Annotated in this window: 14 protein-coding genes; 6 read left to right on the top strand and 8 right to left on the bottom strand. The window is 70.9% G+C overall.

Translation table 11 applies throughout. The features are described 5' to 3' along the window. Window positions 1–9: 9 nt before the first annotated feature. From P2Q00_RS20080 to P2Q00_RS20060, 5 genes are all read right to left on the bottom strand, one after another. Window positions 10–1,161 carry an XdhC family protein gene (locus tag P2Q00_RS20080; protein ID WP_275773973.1) on the bottom strand — a complete coding sequence of 384 codons (1,152 nt, stop codon included), beginning with the start codon at window positions 1,159–1,161 and terminating at the stop codon, window positions 10–12. Between the two features lie 47 nt (window positions 1,162–1,208). After that, window positions 1,209–2,666: an NCS2 family permease gene (locus tag P2Q00_RS20075; protein ID WP_275773972.1), complete on the bottom strand. Its 1,458-nt coding sequence runs from the start codon at window positions 2,664–2,666 to the stop codon at window positions 1,209–1,211. Window positions 2,667–2,896: 230 nt separating this feature from the next. Then, window positions 2,897–5,293, bottom strand: coding sequence for a xanthine dehydrogenase family protein molybdopterin-binding subunit (locus tag P2Q00_RS20070; RefSeq protein ID WP_275773971.1), 2,397 nt, complete (start codon window positions 5,291–5,293; stop codon window positions 2,897–2,899). A 2-nt stretch (window positions 5,294–5,295) separates the two neighbouring features. Continuing rightward, window positions 5,296–5,880: a (2Fe-2S)-binding protein gene (locus tag P2Q00_RS20065; RefSeq protein ID WP_275773970.1), complete on the bottom strand. Its 585-nt coding sequence runs from the start codon at window positions 5,878–5,880 to the stop codon at window positions 5,296–5,298. Further along, entirely contained in the window at window positions 5,880–6,770 is an 891-nt protein-coding gene (locus P2Q00_RS20060) for an FAD binding domain-containing protein (protein ID WP_275773969.1), read from the bottom strand. The genes P2Q00_RS20065 and P2Q00_RS20060 overlap by 1 nt, the downstream gene beginning before the upstream one ends. Before the next feature lie 344 nt (window positions 6,771–7,114). Here P2Q00_RS20060 and P2Q00_RS20055 point away from each other — a divergent pair, with 344 nt between their 5' ends. From P2Q00_RS20055 to P2Q00_RS20045, 3 genes are all read left to right on the top strand, one after another. Beyond that, window positions 7,115–8,818: a PucR family transcriptional regulator gene (locus P2Q00_RS20055; RefSeq protein WP_275773968.1), complete on the top strand. Its 1,704-nt coding sequence runs from the start codon at window positions 7,115–7,117 to the stop codon at window positions 8,816–8,818. A gap of 153 nt (window positions 8,819–8,971) precedes the next feature. After that, window positions 8,972–9,754 (top strand): hypothetical protein, encoded by a 783-nt coding sequence (locus P2Q00_RS20050; protein WP_275773967.1) that lies wholly within the window; start codon window positions 8,972–8,974, stop codon window positions 9,752–9,754. Window positions 9,755–9,832: 78 nt separating this feature from the next. After that, complete coding sequence (locus tag P2Q00_RS20045) at window positions 9,833–10,333, top strand: DUF2231 domain-containing protein (RefSeq protein ID WP_275773966.1); 501 nt, start codon at window positions 9,833–9,835, stop codon at window positions 10,331–10,333. A gap of 48 nt (window positions 10,334–10,381) precedes the next feature. On the opposite strand, the gene P2Q00_RS20040 is transcribed toward P2Q00_RS20045, so the two are convergent. Continuing rightward, window positions 10,382–11,224: a GntR family transcriptional regulator gene (locus tag P2Q00_RS20040; RefSeq protein ID WP_275773965.1), complete on the bottom strand. Its 843-nt coding sequence runs from the start codon at window positions 11,222–11,224 to the stop codon at window positions 10,382–10,384. 446 nt (window positions 11,225–11,670) lie between these two features. On the opposite strand from P2Q00_RS20040, the gene P2Q00_RS20035 reads away from it, so the two are divergent. Next, a complete protein-coding gene (locus P2Q00_RS20035; RefSeq protein ID WP_275773964.1) occupies window positions 11,671–12,714 on the top strand; it encodes a DUF2637 domain-containing protein in 1,044 nt (347 codons plus the stop codon). A gap of 54 nt (window positions 12,715–12,768) precedes the next feature. Here P2Q00_RS20035 and P2Q00_RS20030 read toward each other — a convergent pair whose 3' ends face one another. After that, window positions 12,769–13,248, bottom strand: a complete 480-nt coding sequence (locus P2Q00_RS20030; protein WP_275773963.1) for an ATP-binding protein — start codon at window positions 13,246–13,248, stop codon at window positions 12,769–12,771. 186 nt (window positions 13,249–13,434) lie between these two features. Between P2Q00_RS20030 and P2Q00_RS20025 the strand changes: the two genes are divergently transcribed. Next, a complete protein-coding gene (locus P2Q00_RS20025; RefSeq protein WP_275773962.1) occupies window positions 13,435–16,443 on the top strand; it encodes an alpha-mannosidase in 3,009 nt (1,002 codons plus the stop codon). Between the two features lie 6 nt (window positions 16,444–16,449). Here the strand turns inward: P2Q00_RS20025 and P2Q00_RS20020 are convergent, their stop codons facing one another. Then, entirely contained in the window at window positions 16,450–16,914 is a 465-nt protein-coding gene (locus P2Q00_RS20020) for a hypothetical protein (RefSeq protein ID WP_275773961.1), read from the bottom strand. A gap of 257 nt (window positions 16,915–17,171) precedes the next feature. Here P2Q00_RS20020 and P2Q00_RS20015 point away from each other — a divergent pair, with 257 nt between their 5' ends. Next, window positions 17,172–18,437: a helix-turn-helix domain-containing protein gene (locus P2Q00_RS20015; protein WP_275773960.1), complete on the top strand. Its 1,266-nt coding sequence runs from the start codon at window positions 17,172–17,174 to the stop codon at window positions 18,435–18,437. Window positions 18,438–18,442 lie beyond the last annotated feature (5 nt).

Raw genomic sequence — 18,442 nt, 5'->3', positions numbered from 1 at the left:
CCCTCGCGCTCAGGCCACCGAACCGATCCGCCCGGCGGAGACCGAGGTGACATCGCGGTGGATCGGCGTGTGCGCCCCGGTCAGTGAGACCCCGCTGCCGCCACGCCGGTTGGCGACTATCTCGGAGGCGATCGACAGGGCCGTCTCCTCGGGCGTACGGGCACCGAGGTCCAGGCCGATCGGGGACCTGAGCCGCGCCAGCTCCAGCTCGGTCACGCCGACTTCGCGCAGCCGCTCGTTCCGGTCGAGGTGGGTGCGGCGGGAGCCCATCGCGCCGATGTACGCCACCGGGAGCCGTAGCGCCAGCTGCAGCAGCGGTACGTCGAACTTGGCGTCGTGGGTGAGGACGCACAGGACGGTACGGGCGTCCACGGACGTCCGCGCCAGGTACTTGTGGGGCCACTCGACGACGATCTCGTCGGCCTCCGGGAAGCGGTTCCGTGTCGCGAAGACGGGGCGCGCGTCGCACAGCGTCACGTGGTAGTTCAGGAACTTGCCGATCCGCACCAGCGCCGACGCGAAGTCGATCGCGCCGAACACGATCATCCGGGGCGGCGGGACGGAGGACTCGACCAGGACCGTGAGCGCGGCTCCGCAGCGTGAGCCCTGCTCGCCGATCTCCAGGGTGCCGGTCCGCCCGGTGTCCAGGAAGGCCGCCGCCTCCCCGACCACCGTGTGGTCCAGTTCCGGGTGTGCGCCGAAGCCGCCCTCGTACGAGCCGTCGGGGCGTACCACGAGCGCCCGGCCCCGCAGTCCGGCCGGTCCCGACACGATCCGCGCCACCGCCGCCGCCTCCCCACGGGCGGCGGCGGCCAGCGCGGACGCGACCACCGGGCGGGCCGGATCGGCGGCCCGTACCGGAGTGACGAGGATGTCGATGATGCCGCCGCAGGTCAGGCCGACCTCGAAGGCGTCCTCGTCGCTGTACCCGAAGCGCTCCAGGACGGTTTCGCCGTCCTCAAGGGCCTGTTGGCACAGGTCGTACACGGCGCCCTCCACACAGCCGCCGGAGACCGAGCCGATCGCCGTGCTGTCGGCGTCCACCGCGAGGGCGGCGCCGGGCCGACGCGGGGCGCTGCCGCCGACGGCCACCACGGTGGCCACGGCGAAGTCGCGACCCTGCTCGACCCACCGGTTCAGCTGCGCGGCGATGTCCAGCATCTGTCGGTCTCCTAACGGCGTGTGTGTGGAGGGCCATTCAAGGCCGTCTAGTGCACGCCCATCCAGCTCTCAATGGGATTGAGGGAGAAATAGACCAGGAAGATCAGTGTCAGGCCCCACATGAAGGCACCGATCTCCCGCGCCTTGCCCTGGGCGATCTTGATGGCGACGTAGGAGATGACTCCGGCCGCGACGCCCGCCGTGATCGAGTACGTGAACGGCATGATCACGACGGTGAGGAAGACCGGGATCGCGGTGGCGCGGTCGGCCCAGTCCACATGGCGGGCGTTCATCATCATCATGGCGCCGATGACCACCAGGGCCGCGGCCGCGACCTCGCCGGGGACGATCGCCGTCAGCGGGGTGAAGAACAGACAGGCCGCGAAGAACAGACCGGTGACGACCGAGGAGAGTCCGGTACGGGCTCCCTCGCCGACGCCCGTCGCGGACTCGACGAACACGGTCTGGCCGGAGGCGCCCGCGATGCCGCCGATCGCGCCGCCGGCGCCGTCGATGAACAGCGCCTTGGACAGGCCCGGCATCCGGCCCTGCTCGTCGGCCAGCTTGGCCTCGGTGCCGACGCCGATGATGGTGGCCATGGCGTCGAAGAAACCGGCGAGCACCAGCGTGAACACGATCATGCCGACCGTCATCGCGCCGACGCTGCCCCAGCCGCCGAACTCGACCTTGCCGAAGATCGAGAAGTCCGGCATGGACACCGCGCTGCCGTGCAGTTCGGGAGCGCCGCTCGCCCACTGCTTCGGGTCGATGACACCAAGTGCGTTGAGCACCACGGCGATCACGGTGCCGCCGAGGATGCCGATCAGGATCGCGCCGGGGACACCGCGCGCCTGCAGCATGAAGATGACGAGGAGGGTGGCCGCGAAGAGCAGCACCGGCCAGCCGGCGAGTTCACCGGTCGGGCCGAGGGTGACCGGGGTCGCCTTGCCCTGGTGCACAAAGCCTGCCTTGACCAGGCCGATCAGGGCGATGAACAGGCCGATGCCCATGGTGATCGCGTGCTTGAGAGCGAGCGGGATCGCATTCATGATCATCTCGCGCAGGCCGGTGACGACCAGCAGCATGATGACGACGCCGTACATCACGCACATGCCCATGGCCTGCGGCCAGGTCATCTGGGGCGCGACCTGCGACGAAAGCACACCGGAGACGGACAGACCGGCGGCGAGGGCAAGGGGCACCTTGCCGAAGAAGCCCATCAGCAGCGTGGTGAAGGCCGCCGCGAACGCGGTCGCGGTGATGAGGGCCTTCTGGCCGAGCGTGTCTCCCGCCGCGTCCTTGCCGGACAGGATCAGGGGGTTGAGCAGGAGGATGTACGCCATCGCCATGAAGGTGGTGACGCCGCCGCGCACCTCGCGCGCGACCGTGGATCCTCGCTTGGATATGTGAAAGTACCGGTCGAGCCAGGACCTGCCGGCCGCGATACGGGTGCCTTCACCCGAATCGTCGGCGGTGGTGCTTGGCTCCAGTGACTGCTGGGTCATGTGGGCCTACTCCCAAGGTTCACAGGGGCACCCGCGGTTGCTCTTTGCGTTTGCGGGATTTGGGAAGGTGCTTCGGCCGCACGACCCGGGGGACGGCCCGAGACGAACGAACACTCTGGTACTGACGGTGGTGCGGTGGTGCTTCAAGTTCCGCGAGCGGTGCGGTGCTTGAGTACTCCGGGCGGCGCGGCGAAGTGTGACGTTCCCGGTGCCGCCCGGAGAGTCTGTGCCTACGCCGTTCCGGTGAGGTGCTCCGGCCGGACCGGCGTGCGGTTGAGCTCCAGCCCCGTCGCGTTCCGGATCGCCGCGAGGACGGCCGGAGTCGACGACAGGGTGGGTGCCTCGCCGACGCCCCGCAGCCCGTACGGGGCGTGGTCGTCGGCGAGTTCGAGGACGTCGACCGGGATGATCGGCGTGTCGAGGATGGTCGGAAGCAGGTAGTCCGTGAAGGACGGGTTCCTGACCTTTGCGGTCCTGGGATCGACGATGATCTCCTCCATCACCGCGATGCCCATGCCCTGGAGGGTGCCGCCCTGGATCTGGCCGAGGACGGACTGCGGGTTGAGCGCCTTGCCGACGTCCTGGGCGCAGGCCAGCTCGATCACCTTGACCAGGCCGAGCTCGGTGTCGACCTCGACGACGGCGCGGTGCGCGGCGAAGGAGTACTGGACGTGGCCGTTGCCCTGGCCGGTGCGCAGGTCGAAGGCTTCGGTGGGGCGATGCCGCCACTCGGCCTCGATCTCGACGCTCTCGCCTTCGAGTACGTCGGCCAGGTCGGCGAGGACCTCTCCGCCGTGGGTGACGACCTTGCCGCCCTCCAGGAGCAGCTCGGCGGTGGCCCAAGCCGGGTGGTACGTACCGAACTTGCGGCGCCCGATCTCCAGGACCTTCTCCCGGACGAGCTCGCAGGAGTTCTTGACGGCGCCGCCGGTGACGTACGTCTGACGCGACGCGGACGTCGAACCGGCGCTGCCCACCCGCGTGTCGGCGGGGTGGATGGTCACCTGCGCGACGCCCAGCTCGGTGCGGGCGATCTGCGCATGGACGGTGACTCCGCCCTGGCCGACCTCCGCCATGGCCGTGTGGACGCTGGCGACGGGCTCGCCGCCCACAACCTCCATGCGGACCTTGGCAGTCGAGTAGTCGTCGAAGCCCTCGGAGAAGCCGACGTTCTTGATGCCGACCGCGTAGCCGACACCGCGGACGACGCCTTCGCCGTGCGTGGTGTTGGACAGACCGCCGGGCAGCTGCCGTACGTCGGCGCCCTCGCTGGACTCCCACTGGCGCTCCGGCGGCATGGGCATCGCCTTGACGCGGCGCAGGAGTTCGGCGACCGGGGCCGGGGAGTCGACGGGCTGGCCCGTCGGCATGACGGTCCCCTGCTCCATCGCGTTGAGCTGCCTGAACTCCACCCGGTCCATGCCCACCGCGTCGGCCAGTTTGTCCATCTGCGCCTCGTAGGCGAAGCACGCCTGGACCGCGCCGAAGCCGCGCATGGCGCCGCAGGGCGGGTTGTTGGTGTAGAGGGCGATGGCCTCGATGTCGACGTCGTCGACCACATACGGGCCGACGCTCAGCGAGGAGGCGTTGCCGACGACCGCCGGGGACGCGGAGGCGTAGGCGCCGCCGTCCAGGACGATCCGGCACTTCATATGAGTGAGCTTGCCGTCCTTGGTCGCCCCGTGCTCGTAGGAGAGCTTCGCGGGGTGGCGGTGGACGTGCCCGAAGAAGGACTCGAAGCGGTTGTAGACGATCTTGACGGGCTTGCCCGTGCGCAGGGCCAGCAGGCAGGCGTGGATCTGCATCGACAGGTCCTCACGGCCGCCGAAGGCACCGCCGACGCCGGAGAGCGTCATCCGGACCTTGTTCTCGGGCAGGCCCAGGACCGGGGCGATCTGGCGCAGGTCGGAGTGCAGCCACTGGGTGGCGATGTAGAGGTCGACGCCGCCGTCCTCGGCGGGTACGGCGAGACCGGACTCGGGGCCGAGGAAGGCCTGGTCCTGCATGCCGAAGGTGTACTCGCCCCTGACGATGAAGTCGGCCTTCCTGGCGGCCTCTTCGGCGTTGCCGCGCACGATCGGCTGACGGTGGACGATGTTGGGGTGCGGGACGTGGCCGATGTGGTGGTCGTCGCGGTTCTCGTGGACGAGGATCGCGTCCGGCGCGGTCGCGGAGGCCTCGTCGGTGATGACCGGCAGCTCGCGGTAGTCGACCTTGATCTTGGCGGCGGCGCGGCGCGCGGTCTCCGGGTGGTCGGCGGCGACGATGGCGACCGGCTCGCCGTGGTGGCGTACCTTGCCGTGCGCGAGGACCGGGGTGTCCCGGATCTCCAGGCCGTAGTTCTTCACGTCGGTCGGCAGGTCGTCGTACGTCATGACGGCGTAGACGCCCGGGGTCTTCAGCGCCTCGCTCGTGTCGATCGAGACGATCTCCGCGTGCGCGACGGTCGACCGGAGGATCTGGCCCCAGAGCATGTCCTCGTGCCACATGTCGGACGAGTACGCGAACTCGCCGGTGACCTTGAGGATGCCGTCCGGGCGGAGGGTGGACTCGCCGATGCCGCCCTTGGTCCGGGAACCCTGGGTGACCTTGGTGGGAGTGCCGATGGGAGCACCGTTGGGGGCCATGGTCAGACCGCCTCTCCCTGCCGGGCGGCCGCGAGGCGGACCGCGTCCATGATCTTCTCGTAGCCGGTGCAGCGGCACAGGTTGCCCGAGAGTGCCTCGCGGATGTCCGCGTCGGACGGGTTCGGGTTGCGCTCCAGCATCTCGTCGGCGGCGACCAGCAGACCCGGGGTGCAGAAGCCGCACTGGACGGCGCCGGCGTCGATGAACGCCTGCTGGATCGGGGCGAGCCCGGTGCCTTCTCCGGTCTGGGAATCGGTGCCCTTGGCGGCCCACTGCCGGGCGTCCTGCAGCGACGTACCGCAGGCTCCGGAGGCGCAACCGCCGTGCTCGGCACGCTGCTTGGCGAAGTCAGCCAGGCCCTCGACGGTGACGACGTCACGGCCCTCGACCTGACCGGCCGCGACCAGGCACGCACACACGGGCACGCCGTCCAGGCGGACCGTGCAGGAACCGCACTCACCCTGCTCGCAGGCGTTCTTGGAACCGGGAAGACCGAGGCGCTCACGCAGGACGTAGAGCAGGCTCTCGCCCTCCCAGACGTCGTCGGCCTCCTGCGGACGTCCGTTGACGGTGAAGTTGACGCGCATCACGCGGCTCCTTCCGTGAGGCGGCGGGCGCCGCGGTACGACTCCCAGGTCCAGGTCAGCGTGCGGCGGGCCATCACACCCACCGCGTGACGGCGGTAGCTCGCCGTGCCCCGGACGTCGTCGATCGGGTTGCAGGCGCCGGAGCACAGCGTCGCGAACTGCTTGGCGACCGACGGGGTGATGATCTTTCCGTTGTCCCAGAAGCCGCCCTCTTCGAGCGCCGCGTTCAGGAACTCCTCCGCGGCCTTCGCCCGGACGGGGGTCGGAGCGGCCGAGCCGATGCCGGTACGGACCGTGCGGGTCTCGGGATGCAGGGCCAGCCCGAAGGCGCACACGGCGATCACCATGGCATTGCGCGTACCGACCTTCGAGAACTGCTGCGGGCCGTCGGCCTTCTTGATGTGCACGGCACGGATCAGCTCGTCGGCGGCGAGCGAGTTGCGCTTCACCCCGGTGTAGAACTCGTCGATCGGGATCAGCCGGGAGCCGCGCACCGACTCGGCCTCGACCTCGGCGCCCGCCGCCAGCAGCGCGGGGTGGGCGTCGCCGGCCGGGGAGGCGGTGCCGAGGTTGCCGCCGACGCCACCGCGGTTGCGGATCTGCGGGGAGGCGACCGTGTGCGAGGCGAGGGCGAGACCCGGCAGCTCGGCGCGCAGGTGCTCCATGATCTTCGTGTACGGGACCGAGGCCCCGAGCCGCACGCTCTCCTCGCCGACCTGCCACTCGGTGAGGTCGGTGATGCGGTTCAGGTCGAGCAGGTACTCGGGCCGCCGATGGTCGAAGTTGATCTCGACCATCACGTCGGTGCCACCGGCGATGGGCACAGCGGTGGGGTGCTCGGCCTTGGCGGCGAGCGCCTCCTCCCAGCTGGCGGGGCGAAGGAAGTCCATGACCGGCTCTCCTCTTCGTCTCGTGGGGCGTACGGATCGAGCCACATCCGGTGCGCCGGGACCGGCTTGTTCATGTGCTGTTTACGCGGAGTGGAGTCAGTACACAGCGCCGTGCTCCACCGGGGTCAGTCACGGAAACCATGAAGGAGTTGGCTGGCCAGGCCGAGCATCTTGTAGATTCGTATGAACGGAGGTCATCAGTAACCTCTTGGTTTTCCTGTAGAAACGCAGGAAACAGCCTGGCAATCAAAGGATGCGCCGCGCGCACCGGTCGCCGGGCTCCTCCCACCGACCATCCTCAAGACTCATCGTAGATTTCGAGACAAAGAACGGCGGCGACGAGAATGCGGCTGCGCGCACTGCTGGACACCGACGCGCTGGGCCTGCGGCTGCTCGGCGGCGAGGACGAGCTGGACCGCACCGTGCGCGGTGTGATGACCACCGACCTCAGGGATCCCAGCCGCTACCTCTCGGGCGGGGAGCTGGTCCTCACGGGGCTGGCCTGGCGCCACGACGCCGACGACTCCGAGTCGTTCGTACGGATCCTGGCGCAGGCCGGGGTGGCCGCGCTGGCCGCCGGCGAGGCGGAGCTGGGCGACGACATCCCGGACGACCTGGTCGTGGCCTGCGCCCGGCACCGCCTGCCGCTGTTCGCGGTGCACGAGTCGGTGGCGTTCGCGACGATCACCGAGCATGTCGTACGGCAGGTGTCCGGCGAGCGCGCCGGGGACCTCGCGGCCGTCGTCGACCGGCACCGGCGGATGATGACCTCGGGCCCGGCGGGCGGCGGCCCGGACGTGGTCCTCGACCTGCTCGGCACCGACCTGGACCTGCGGGCCTGGGTGCTCTCCCCCACCGGACGGCTCATCGCGGGCACCAAGGTCGCGGGCCCCGCGCTGCCCGCGGACATGTGCGCCAAGCTGGCCGCCGAGCACCTCGCCGCCGCCCGCACGGGCCGGCGCGGGCCGCACCGGGTGACGCTCGGCCCGGCGACGTACAGCCTCTTCCCGATCCGGAGCTGGGGGCACCGCCCAGCGGTAGCTGGGGGAGGGCGGTCGCCGCAGGCCTCCCGGGATGTGCGCGAGACGGTGCTGTCGGACTGGCTGCTGGCCGTCGAGGCGGACGCGGGCGACTGGCCCGCCGAGCGCCTCGACCTCCTCCAGGGCGTCACACAGCTGATCTCGGTCGAGCGGGACCGCCGGGACGCGGCGCGCACCGTGCGGCGCCGGCTTGCGCAGGAGGTCCTGGAGCTGGTGCAGACGGGCGCGGCGCCCGCCGAGATCGCCGCCCGGCTGCGGGTGGCCGCCCCCGTGCTGCTGCCCGGCCTGGGGGCCGCCCCGCACTGGCAGGTGGTCGTGGCCCGGGTCGACTGGCAGGGCGGGGAGATCGAGGCGGGCCCGGTCGCCCAGTCGCTCCTGGAGGAGATCCTCGTCGACCCGCTCGCCACGGGTCCCGAGCCCTCCGACCGCATCGCCGTCGCGCACACCGGCGACGAGGCGATCGCCCTCGTGCCCCTCCCGGCGGTCTCCGCGGAGCACGACGGCTCCGAGACCGGCATCCTCGCCGATGTGCTCCTGGAGTCCGTACGGGACCCGCTGTCGGCCGGCCTGGACGACGACGGGCAGGTCACACTCGGCGTGAGCGCGGCCGTGCACTCGGCGGAGGGGCTGCGCGGCGCACTGGAGGAGGCCCGCCACGCCCGCAGGGTCGCGGCGGCCCGCCCCGGCCGGGTGTGCGCGGCCGGCCACCAGGAACTGGCCTCGCACGTCCTCCTGCTCCCGTTCGTCCCGGACGACGTACGGCGGGCCTTCACCGCGCGCCTCCTGGACCCCCTGCGCGACTACGACCGCCGCCACCGCGCCGAACTGATCCCGACGCTGGAGGCGTTCCTCGACTGCGACGGCTCCTGGACGCGCTGCGCCACCCGGCTGCACCTGCACGTCAACACGCTGCGCTATCGGGTCGGGCGTATCGAGCAGTTGACGAGCCGTGACCTGTCGCGACTGGAGGACAAGCTGGATTTCTTCCTGGCATTGCGGATGAGCTGAGGTCACCGGGGCATGGGACAGAGGTGGCACCAAGTGCCGTCGCTGTCCCACGACTTTGTGAAATCCTTCACCCACCCCCTTGGCCGGGCGCCGCGATTCGTGCTGAGATGCCGCCACCACTCATAGCTCGATGGCGTGCTCGGGGAGGGCAACGTGGCGCATACCGCCATGTCTGGTAACGGAACGACCGCTGGTGACGATCCCCTCCAGACCGCGGTATGGCGGCTGCGCTCGCGCGCCTGCTGGGCCGACGCGGCAGCACTGCTCCAGCCCGGCACCGCGGATGCCGCGCTGCAGCGGGCGGCGCTGCTGGTCGAGCGGTGTCTGTACACCGAGCAGGGCTGGGAGGACGCCGAGGACGCGCTGCGTACGGCCGAGGCGCTGGCCCACAGCGACGACGAGCGGGGCGCGGCCGCTTGTGAACGCGGGCAACTTGCGTACGCGGCCACCCTGCACGGAGTGCGCGACCGGGCCGACGAGGCGCGGGCCGCGCTGGGGCGGGCGGCGGCGCTCATCCCTCCGGGCGCGGCAGGGCGGGCGGTGCTGGACTTCCGGCGGGGGCTGCTCGCCGAGAACCTGGCCCGCTCCCCGCAGGCCGCGCGGGCGGCGTACCGGCGGGCGCACGCGGGGGCGACGGCGCACTCCGACCCGCTGCTGCTGTCCTTCACCTGGCGCCACCTCGCCGGACTCGCCCTGCGGGAGGGGGAGTTGGCGGAGGCCCGGCACGGCTTCGCCGAATCCCTCCGCATCCGGGAGGAGCTGGGCTACCTCGTCGGTACGGCACCGGCGCTGGCATCCCTCGCCGACGCGGAGGCGGAACCGGAGGCTTCACGGCTGCGGGAGGAGGCGCGGCGGCTGTTCCGGTTGCTGGGTGGTGTACCGACCTGGCTGGCACGGCAGTTGGCGCCGCCGGCTGCGGGGGCGGCCACCGCATGAGGGCCTGGAGGCCGCTGAGAGGAACCTGAGAGGTTGCTGTGCCAGGCTGGCGCGCCCGATCCCTTGGAGGAGCGCCCGATGAGCCTGGTCAACGGCCTGCCCGCACATGTCCTCTTGGTCCACTTCGTGGTCGTACTGGTACCGCTGACGGCCCTGGCCCTGGTCGTGTGCGCCGTGTGGCCGCCCGCCGCACGGCGCATGGGCCTGGTGCTGCCGATCCTGGCCCTGGTCACCCTGGCGAGCGTGCCGCTGACCACCGGGGCCGGCGAGTGGCTGGAGAAGCACGTGAGCAGCAACACGCTGATACAGCGGCACGCGGAACTCGGCGACGGGCTGCTCCCCTGGGCGCTGGGCCTGTTCGTGCTGGCGGCGGCGGTGTGGTGGACGACCCGCAGGTCACCGGCACAGCGCGACGGCGCCCGGTCCGCGTCCGCGGTCCGGATCGCGGCCGCCGTGCTGTCCGTCGCGGTGTCGGCGGGCGCAGTGGTCGACGTCTACCGCATCGGCGACTCCGGCGCGAAGGCGGCGTGGCAGGACGGCTACTCGAAGACGGCGACGGGATCGGCCGACAGGGGCTGACGCGGCTCCGGCATCTCAGCCCGTCCGGCGTTTGAGGACGAGGCCCCTTCAGGGCCGGAAGCGGGGGTCTGGGGGCTGCAAGCCCCCAGCCGCGGCCACCCCCGCGAAGTGCCCCGCCACGAGCCCCCGCACCGCATCCAGATCCCGCACGATCAGTGCATCCAGCAGCGCCGCATGCTCCGCCGCGTCCGCCACCAGGTCCGCGTGGCCCCGGGAGGCCGGGCCTCCGACCAGGGGCCACTGGGCACGGCGGTGCAGGTCGTCGGCGATCTGGACGAGTTGTCCGTTGCCGGACAGGGCGAACAGCGCACGGTGGAAGGTGCGGTCCGTCTCGGCGTACGTCGCGCGGCACCCGGAGGCGGCGGCGCGGACGGCGGCCTCGGCGAGGGGGCGCAGCGCGGCCCACCGCTCGGCCGGCACCGTACGAGCCAGGCGCAGTATCACGGGGACCTCGATCAGCGCACGGACCTCGGCCAGCTCGGCCAGCTCCCGGGCCCCCCGCTCGATCACCCGGAACCCGCGATTGGGGACGACCTCGACGGCCCCCTCCAGGGCGAGCTGCTGCATGGCCTCCCGCACCGGCGTCGCGGAGACCCCGAACCGCTCCCCCAGCGCGGGTGCCGAGTACACCTCGCCCGGCGTCAGCTCGCCCGCGACCAGCGCGGTGCGCAGCGCGTCGAGGATCTGCCCGCGCACCGAGGCCCGCTGGACCGGGCGCGGCCGGGGAATCGGCTGCTCACTGTGCGTGTGCTCGCCACGGGTGGCCGCCGCGGCGACGCCACGCTCCCGGTCCACGTCCTGGGCCCTGGGCTGCGGCGGCACCCGGGGCACCCCGGCGGCCCGGGTCTCCGGAATCCCCGTCTCCGCGGAGCCGTGCGTGCTCTGCTTCACCGGGTCCTCCTCCGGACGTGTCAGTACTTGGGGTCATTACGGCGGGTTGTTACTCGTCCGTCAAGCACCTTAGGCGCAGAAGCCACCAGTTCAAATCCCAAGCATCTTGAGCAAGGTTAGCCTTACCTACTAAGACGTCATGTACGCGATCAGCGTTGGATCAGCCACCTGACGTCCCGTAAGATCAACGCGGACAAGGCGCCCGCCCGGTTACAGGCGATTCACAATTTCCTCACTTGCCGCAGGAACTTTCCGTGGAACCATCCGTACGGGTAGTCTTATTCGAACTCAACTCCCGCCCCTCAAGCGGCAGTTCGAGCAGAACGCCGCCCTGGGCATCCCCTTGCACTTCCTTGGCGGCCTCTTGCCCCGAAACCCCCTGAGGGCCGGTGGGATTGGGCCACTATGGCGGGCGTTACGCCCTATCCCAATGCAAGGGACCCCAGATGAGACTGACCGACATATCGCTGGACTGGCTGCTTCCGGGCGCCGTACTGCTCCTGGGCATGCTGGCGGCGGTGGCGGTGCTCGCGCGCAGCAAGCGGTCCGGGGAGCACGCGAAGACGGACGATTCGTGGGAGCGCAGCGAGGAGCGCCGCCGGCGCAAGGAGGCCATATATGGAACCGCCTCCTATGTCCTCCTGTTCTGCTGCGCGGCGGTGGCCGCCGCCCTCTCCTTCCACGGCCTGGTCGGCTTCGGCCAGCAGAACCTCGGCCTGACCGACGGCTGGGAGTACCTGGTGCCGTTCGGCCTGGACGGTGCGGCCATGTTCTGTTCCGTGCTCGCGGTGCGCGAGGCCAGCCACGGTGACGCGGCCCTCGGCTCCCGGATACTTGTGTGGACGTTCGCGGGCGCCGCGGCCTGGTTCAACTGGGTGCACGCGCCCAGGGGCATCGGCCACGACGGTGCGCCGCAGTTCTTCTCCGGGATGTCCCTGTCTGCGGCCGTCCTCTTCGACCGCGCACTGAAGCAGACCCGCCGGGCCGCACTGCGCGAGCAGGGTCTGGTGCCGCGTCCGCTGCCGCAGATCCGTATCGTCCGCTGGCTGCGGGCCCCCCGCGAGACCTACAAGGCCTGGTCGCTGATGCTCCTGGAGGGCGTGCGCAGCCTGGACGAGGCGGTCGACGAGGTGCGCGAGGACCAGCGGCAGAAGGAGCAGAACCGGCTGCGTCGGCGCGAGCACGACCGTCTGGAGCGCGCCCAGCTCAAGGCCATCAGCCGGGGCCACCGCGGGTTCATCGGCCGTGGCGGCGGCCGCCAGGCGGAGCCCCAGGCTCTGGAGCGAGCCTCCGCTTCGGTCTCCGCGGAGCCTGCCATATCCACCGCGGAACCGCTGCCCGTACGCTCACGCCCGTCCCTGCAGCCCGTCCGCAAGGCCGGTACTGAACCGGTGACCGTCGACCTCACCGCGGAGGACGACACCATGGCCCTGCCCCGCCTCGACTCCCTGGAGCGCAAGCTCAAGGACCTCGAGCAGCAGTTCGGCTAGGAGCGGCTGACAGGGGAAGGGGGCGTGGCCTGCGGGTCACGCCCCCTTCCCGTGCTATGCCGCTCCGGCATCGAGTTCGAACCACACCGCCTTCCCCACCCCGTGCACCCGTACCCCCCAGGCGTCCGCGAGGGACTGCACCAGGACCAGGCCTCTGCCGTGCGTACCGTCGTCGGCGTTCGGTACGTGCAGTCTGGGCCTGCGGGCGACGAAGTCCCTTACCTCCACCCGCAGTCCACGGGGTCCGACAGTGGCCGTGAGCACCGCGTCGTGGTCGGTGTGGATGAGTGCGTTGGTGACGAGTTCGCTGGTGAGCAGCTCCGCTATCTCCGACCGACCGGGCCTGCCCCACTGCCGTAACAGCTCGCGCAGCGCCCTGCGTGCCTCGGGCACCGCCTTGAGATCCGACCGTCCGAGTCTCTTCCGTAGCTGGGACGGCTGCGCCCCTTCCGGGCCGCCGTCGGTGTTGTCCTCCGTCTTCGCCGAGAAGGCCCCGATCGCTATGGGACCGCCCCCTCGTGCCTGCCTATTCATGACCCCCGCCCGCGTGCCGATGTCGGTTCCCCTCCTTGTCGAACACGTTCACGGGATCCATGCCCCTCTGGGCACGTGGCAGTCATGTCGAATCCTCAACGACCAGGTGTTCGGCCACGGATGCGGTCCTTCCGGCCGGGTAGATGACACGCTGGACAGTGCCGTCCGAGCGCCGAGGGAGCCGCTGTGCACGACGACCGAACGCTGGTGGAGGCGCGCCTGGAGCGCGCCATGGGGCAGTTCGTGCGACCCGCGCAGTATGCGGAGCGCGTGCCACTGGACCTGTCCGTGTGGCATGTGCCCGGCGAACCGGTGCCCGTGGACCAGGCGCTGGGGGCCGACTACGAGACCTTCACAACCGGAACGGTATGGGGAAAGCCCTGGTCGACGAGTTGGTTCCGGTTGGCGGGTCGGGTCCCCGAGGAATGGGCCGGGCGCCGGGTCGAGGCGGTGATCGACCCCGGGTTCACGGGCGACGGGCCCGGTTTCCAGGCGGAGGGACTGCTCTACGACGCCGCAGGCGTGCCGTTGAAGGGCATTCACCCGCGCAACCGTCATCTGACCGTCGGCGCTCCGGCGAGCGGAGGCGAACCGGTGCATCTGCTTCTGGAGGCGGCGGCCAATCCGGCCGTGCTGCACGGCTTCGAACCCACGCACCTGGGGGACGTCCGGACCGCCGGGGATCGGCCCATCTACCGATTCCGCTCTGCCGACCTCGCCGTACTCGACGAAGCCGTGTGGCAGTTGGTCCTGGACGTAGAGGTGCTTTCGGAACTCATGCACGAGCTGCCCATGGACCGGCCCCGGCGGCACGAGATCCTGCGCGCTCTGGAGGACCTGCTCGACGCCCTCGACCTGCACGACGTCTCCGGTACGGCGGCCGCAGCCCGGGCGGCGCTGACGGACGTCCTGTCCCGCCCGGCCGCGGCGAGCGCACACCGGATCTCCGCAACCGGACATGCGCACATCGACTCGGCCTGGCTGTGGCCGCTGCGCGAGACGGTCCGCAAGGCCTCGCGCACCTTCGCCAACGTCACCGCGCTCGCCGCCGACTACCCCGAGCTGGTGTTCTCCTGCTCGCAGGCCCAGCAGTACGCCTGGGTGAAGGAGCACCAGCCGCACATCTGGGAGCGGATCAAGAAGGCGGTGGGGGACGGCAATTGGGCGCCCGTCGGTTCGATGTGGGTCGAGTCCGACGCCAACATGCCCGGCGGTGAGGCGCTGGCCCGGCAGATCGTGCACGGAAAGCGGTTCTTCGCCGAGGAGCTCGGGGTGGAGACGGAGGAGATCTGGCTCCCGGACTCCTTCGGCTACACCGCGGCCTTCCCCCAGCTCGCGAAACTGGCCGGAATTCGCTGGTTCCTCACCCAGAAGCTCAGCTGGAACCAGTCGAACAAAATGCCCCATCACACCTTCTGGTGGGAGGGCATCGACGGCACCCGCGTCTTCACGCACTTCCCGCCCGTGGACACCTACAACTCGCAGTTTCACGGCCGTGAACTCGCCCGCGCGGAACGCAACTTCGCCGAGAAGGGGCGGGCCACCCGGTCGCTGGTGCCGTTCGGATGGGGTGACGGGGGCGGCGGTCCGACCCGCGAGATGCTGGAGAAGGCGCGGCGGCTGCGCTCCCTGGAGGGCTCGCCGCGGGTGGAGATCGAGAAGCCGTCCGCGTTCTTCGCGGCCGCCGAGGAGGAGTACGGCGCCCAGGCCCCCGTCTGGTCGGGCGAGCTGTACCTCGAACTCCACCGGGCCACGTACACCACTCAGGCGAAGACCAAGCAGGGCAACCGGCGCTCGGAACACGCCCTGCGCGAGGCCGAGTTGTGGTGTGCGACGGCCGCCGTACGCAATCCGTCGTATGCCTACCCCTACGACGCGCTGGACCGGCTGTGGAAGACGGTGCTGCTGCACCAGTTCCACGACATCCTGCCCGGGTCGTCGATCGCCTGGGTGCACCGGGAGGCGCGCGACACCTACGCGCAGGTGCTGGCCGAGGTGGAGGAGATCACGGCGGGGGCGGTGGCCGCGCTGGGGGCGGGCGGTCCTTCGGTGTTCAACGCCTCGCCGTACGAGCGGACGGAGATCGCCGGGGGCGTGCTGGTCACGGTGCCGGGGCTGGGGAGCGCGCCGGTCGCGGGCGCGGCGGGCGAGGTCGTCCGGGCGGAACAGGACGGCGACACCTACGTACTGGAGAACTCCCGGCTCCAAGTCACCGTGGACGCCCAGGGGTTGATCACCTCCGTACGCGATCTCGCCGCCGGCCGCGAGGTGCTGTCCGGGCCGGGCAATCTCCTCCAGCTGCACCCCGACCATCCCAACGCCTGGGACGCCTGGGACATCGACCGGCACTACCGGCGGCGGCACACGGACCTGACGGACGTCGAGTCGGTGGAGCTGGTGGAGAGCGGGCCGCTGAGGGCGGCGGTGCGGGTGACGCGGACGTTCGGGAAGTCGCGGATCACTCAGGAGCTCCGGCTGGCGGCCGGTGCCCGGCGCCTCGACATCGTCACGGACGTCGACTGGCAGGAGTCCGAGAAGGTGCTGAAGGCCGCCTTCCCGCTCGATGTGCACGCCGAATGCTCCACGGCGGAGATCCAGTTCGGGCACATCCACCGCCCGACGCACACCAACACGTCCTGGGACGCGGCCCGCTTCGAGATCTGCGCGCACCGCTGGCTGAGGGTCGCGGAGGAGGGCTATGGCGTGGCGGTCCTCAACGACTCGACATACGGCCACGACGTGACCCGTACCCCGCACGAGGGCGGCCTCGGCACGACCGTACGGCTGACGCTGCTGCGTGCCCCGCACAGCCCGGACCCGGAGACGGATCTGGGCCCGCACCGGTTCACCTACGCGCTGCTGCCCGGCGGGGACGTCGTGCACGCGGTCGCCGAGGGGCTCGCCCTGAACCTGCCACTGCGGGTGGCCGAGGCACCGGCCGTGGAGCCGCTGGTGCGCGTCGACCACCCCGGCGTGACCGTCGAGTCCGTCAAGCTCGCGGAGGACCGCAGCGGGGATGTGGTGGTACGGCTGTACGAGTCCCGGGGCGGGCGGGCGCGGGCCACGCTGCGGCCCGGGTTCCCGGTGGGCCGGGCCGAGGTGACGGACCTGCTGGAACGGCCGCTGCACGAAAGCGACTTGGGCTTCGAGCTGCGGCCGTTCCAGATCCTCACGGTGCGGCTGCGACCGGCGTGACCGCCGCTACTTCCCGCTGATGCCCTTCTCACCGATGTGGAAGATCTTGCGGCTGCCGCGGGTCATGTCGACGAACAGCTTGGTGGCGCTGTTCTTGCTCCAGGTGAGGGTGACGACGGCCTCCGTGCGCTTGGCGGTGTTGCCGTTGTCGGTGACCTTCCAGGCGAGCGGGACGTTCTGGGCGCGCAGGACGCCGTCGGCGTGCTCCCTGTCCTCCCAGGCCGCCAGTTCCTTCTGGAAGGCGGGGGTGAGGTAGTGCGCGCGCAGTGCGTCGCCGAGTTTGCCGCTGTCCTCGTCGGTCACCGCGTCGATGTAGGCGCCGTAGAAGTCGGCGATGCGGGTGATGTTGTCGGACGACTTGCCGCTGACGCTGCGCGGGGTGCCGGCGGAGGCCGACTGGGCGGTGGCGCCGAGGCCGAGGGCGACGGCGAGGAGGCCGGCGGTGAGGGCGGTGCGGGTCTTGCTGCTCATCTCTGTTCCCCGTTTTCTGTCTGTTTCTGTCTGTGCATGGTCATGTCGCGTCTGAGCGTGGTCATGCGGGAACCGTCCTCTCGACCCCCGTGGCGAGAGGACGGCCCTGGTCAGTGCGACACCAAGAGCATCGGCGGCCTGGGCGGGCGGGTGCAACGGCCTACGCCCCATCCGCGACCCTGGAACCATCCCAGCCCTTCTGACGTGCAGATACATGAGTGCCTGGGATACGGGATGCGGTGGACGACGGGGGAAAAGTGGAGACTCGGAACGACGTCGAGGCGTTCGCGGCGCTGTTACGGCAGTTGAAGGACCGCACGGACCGGAGCTACGGCTCGCTGGCCCGCCGCGTCAACATGAACACCTCCACGCTCCACCGTTACTGCGCGGGCGAGGCCGTACCGCAGGACTTCGCTCCCGTGGAGCGGCTCGCGGCCTTCTGCGCGGCGACACCGGAGGAACGGCTCGAACTGCACCGGCTGTGGCTGCTCGCGGTGGCGGCGCGGCAGCGCCCGCGGGCGGGCGAGGGAGCCGCAGAGCCGACGGAGACCGAAGAGGCACCGGCTTCGAGTCCGGACGGCCCAGTGGTGCGCGCGAGTTGGTACCGGCGCAGGCGGACGCTGCTCGGCGCGGCGGTGGCGACCGTACTGCTGGTCACGCTGGGCAGTCTGTCGGCGCTGTCGGCGGATCGCTCGCCGGACGATTCGGCGCAGGCGTCAGGACGCTCCCGTACCGGAGCGGGCGCCTCGCACCACCCTTCGGCCTCGGCGACCGGCCACTCCCACACCCGCTCCTCCGCCTCCCCCTCGCCAGGTGTACGGGACTCGGCGAGCCCCCGGCCGAAGAACGGCCCGTCGGCAGCCGCGAAGAGCGACGCACCCGTGGCCACCGGTGTGCCCCTCGCCTGGACCGCCGACTCTCAGGTCTGGGACGGGGGCTGCGCACACGACTACGTCATCGACAAGGAACCGGACCAGGTGCCCCCGCCGCCGGTGCCGCAGGACGCCGCGGCCTGGGCGGCGACACAGGGGGCGGTGCACGGGCGGCAGACGATGGTGCAGGTCTCGGTGCAGGGGAAGTCGTCCACGGCCGTGGTCCTGGAGGCCCTCCGGGTCCGTATCGTCAGCCGCGGCACCCCGCTCAAGGGCACCACGTACGACATGGCGCAGGGCTGCGGCGGCGGCCTCGGCCCCCGCTACTTCGACGTGAACCTCGACATCAACCGCCCCATCGCCCGCGCGGTCTCCGGCGCCGACGACCGAGGAAACCCTGCCCCCGCCGTGCGGTTCCCGTACCGCGTCTCCGCCCAGGACCCGGAGGTGCTGCTGGTCACCGCGACGACCGAGACCTATGACTGCAACTGGTATCTGGAACTCGACTGGTCCTCGCAGGGCCGCACCGGCACGCTCCGCATCGACGACCACGGCCGCCCGTTCCACACCAGCAGCATCAAGGGCCTGCCCCGCTACTGGTACGGCACGAACGGCCACGGCGTGCGCCAGTGGGTCCCGGCCGACGAGTAGAAGGA

This window comes from Streptomyces coacervatus (assembly GCF_029223485.1).
In the GTDB taxonomy this organism is placed as follows: Bacteria; Actinomycetota; Actinomycetes; order Streptomycetales; family Streptomycetaceae; genus Streptomyces; species Streptomyces coacervatus.
Note: the sequence above shows the minus strand (reverse complement) of the source record. Positions and strands in the feature narration are given on the sequence as shown.

Excerpts from the sequence above, each read along its gene's own strand:
- P2Q00_RS20080 (WP_275773973.1), bottom strand. The coding sequence starts at position 1,161 with ATGCTGGACATCGCCGCGCAGCTGAACCGGTGGGTCGAGCAGGGTCGC.
- P2Q00_RS20075 (WP_275773972.1), bottom strand. The coding sequence starts at position 2,666 with ATGACCCAGCAGTCACTGGAGCCAAGCACCACCGCCGACGATTCGGGT.
- P2Q00_RS20070 (WP_275773971.1), bottom strand. The coding sequence starts at position 5,293 with ATGGCCCCCAACGGTGCTCCCATCGGCACTCCCACCAAGGTCACCCAG.
- P2Q00_RS20065 (WP_275773970.1), bottom strand. The coding sequence starts at position 5,880 with ATGCGCGTCAACTTCACCGTCAACGGACGTCCGCAGGAGGCCGACGAC.
- P2Q00_RS20060 (WP_275773969.1), bottom strand. The coding sequence starts at position 6,770 with ATGGACTTCCTTCGCCCCGCCAGCTGGGAGGAGGCGCTCGCCGCCAAG.
- P2Q00_RS20055 (WP_275773968.1), top strand. The coding sequence starts at position 7,115 with ATGCGGCTGCGCGCACTGCTGGACACCGACGCGCTGGGCCTGCGGCTG.
- P2Q00_RS20045 (WP_275773966.1), top strand. The coding sequence starts at position 9,833 with ATGAGCCTGGTCAACGGCCTGCCCGCACATGTCCTCTTGGTCCACTTC.
- P2Q00_RS20035 (WP_275773964.1), top strand. The coding sequence starts at position 11,671 with ATGAGACTGACCGACATATCGCTGGACTGGCTGCTTCCGGGCGCCGTA.
- P2Q00_RS20030 (WP_275773963.1), bottom strand. The coding sequence starts at position 13,248 with ATGAATAGGCAGGCACGAGGGGGCGGTCCCATAGCGATCGGGGCCTTC.
- P2Q00_RS20020 (WP_275773961.1), bottom strand. The coding sequence starts at position 16,914 with ATGAGCAGCAAGACCCGCACCGCCCTCACCGCCGGCCTCCTCGCCGTC.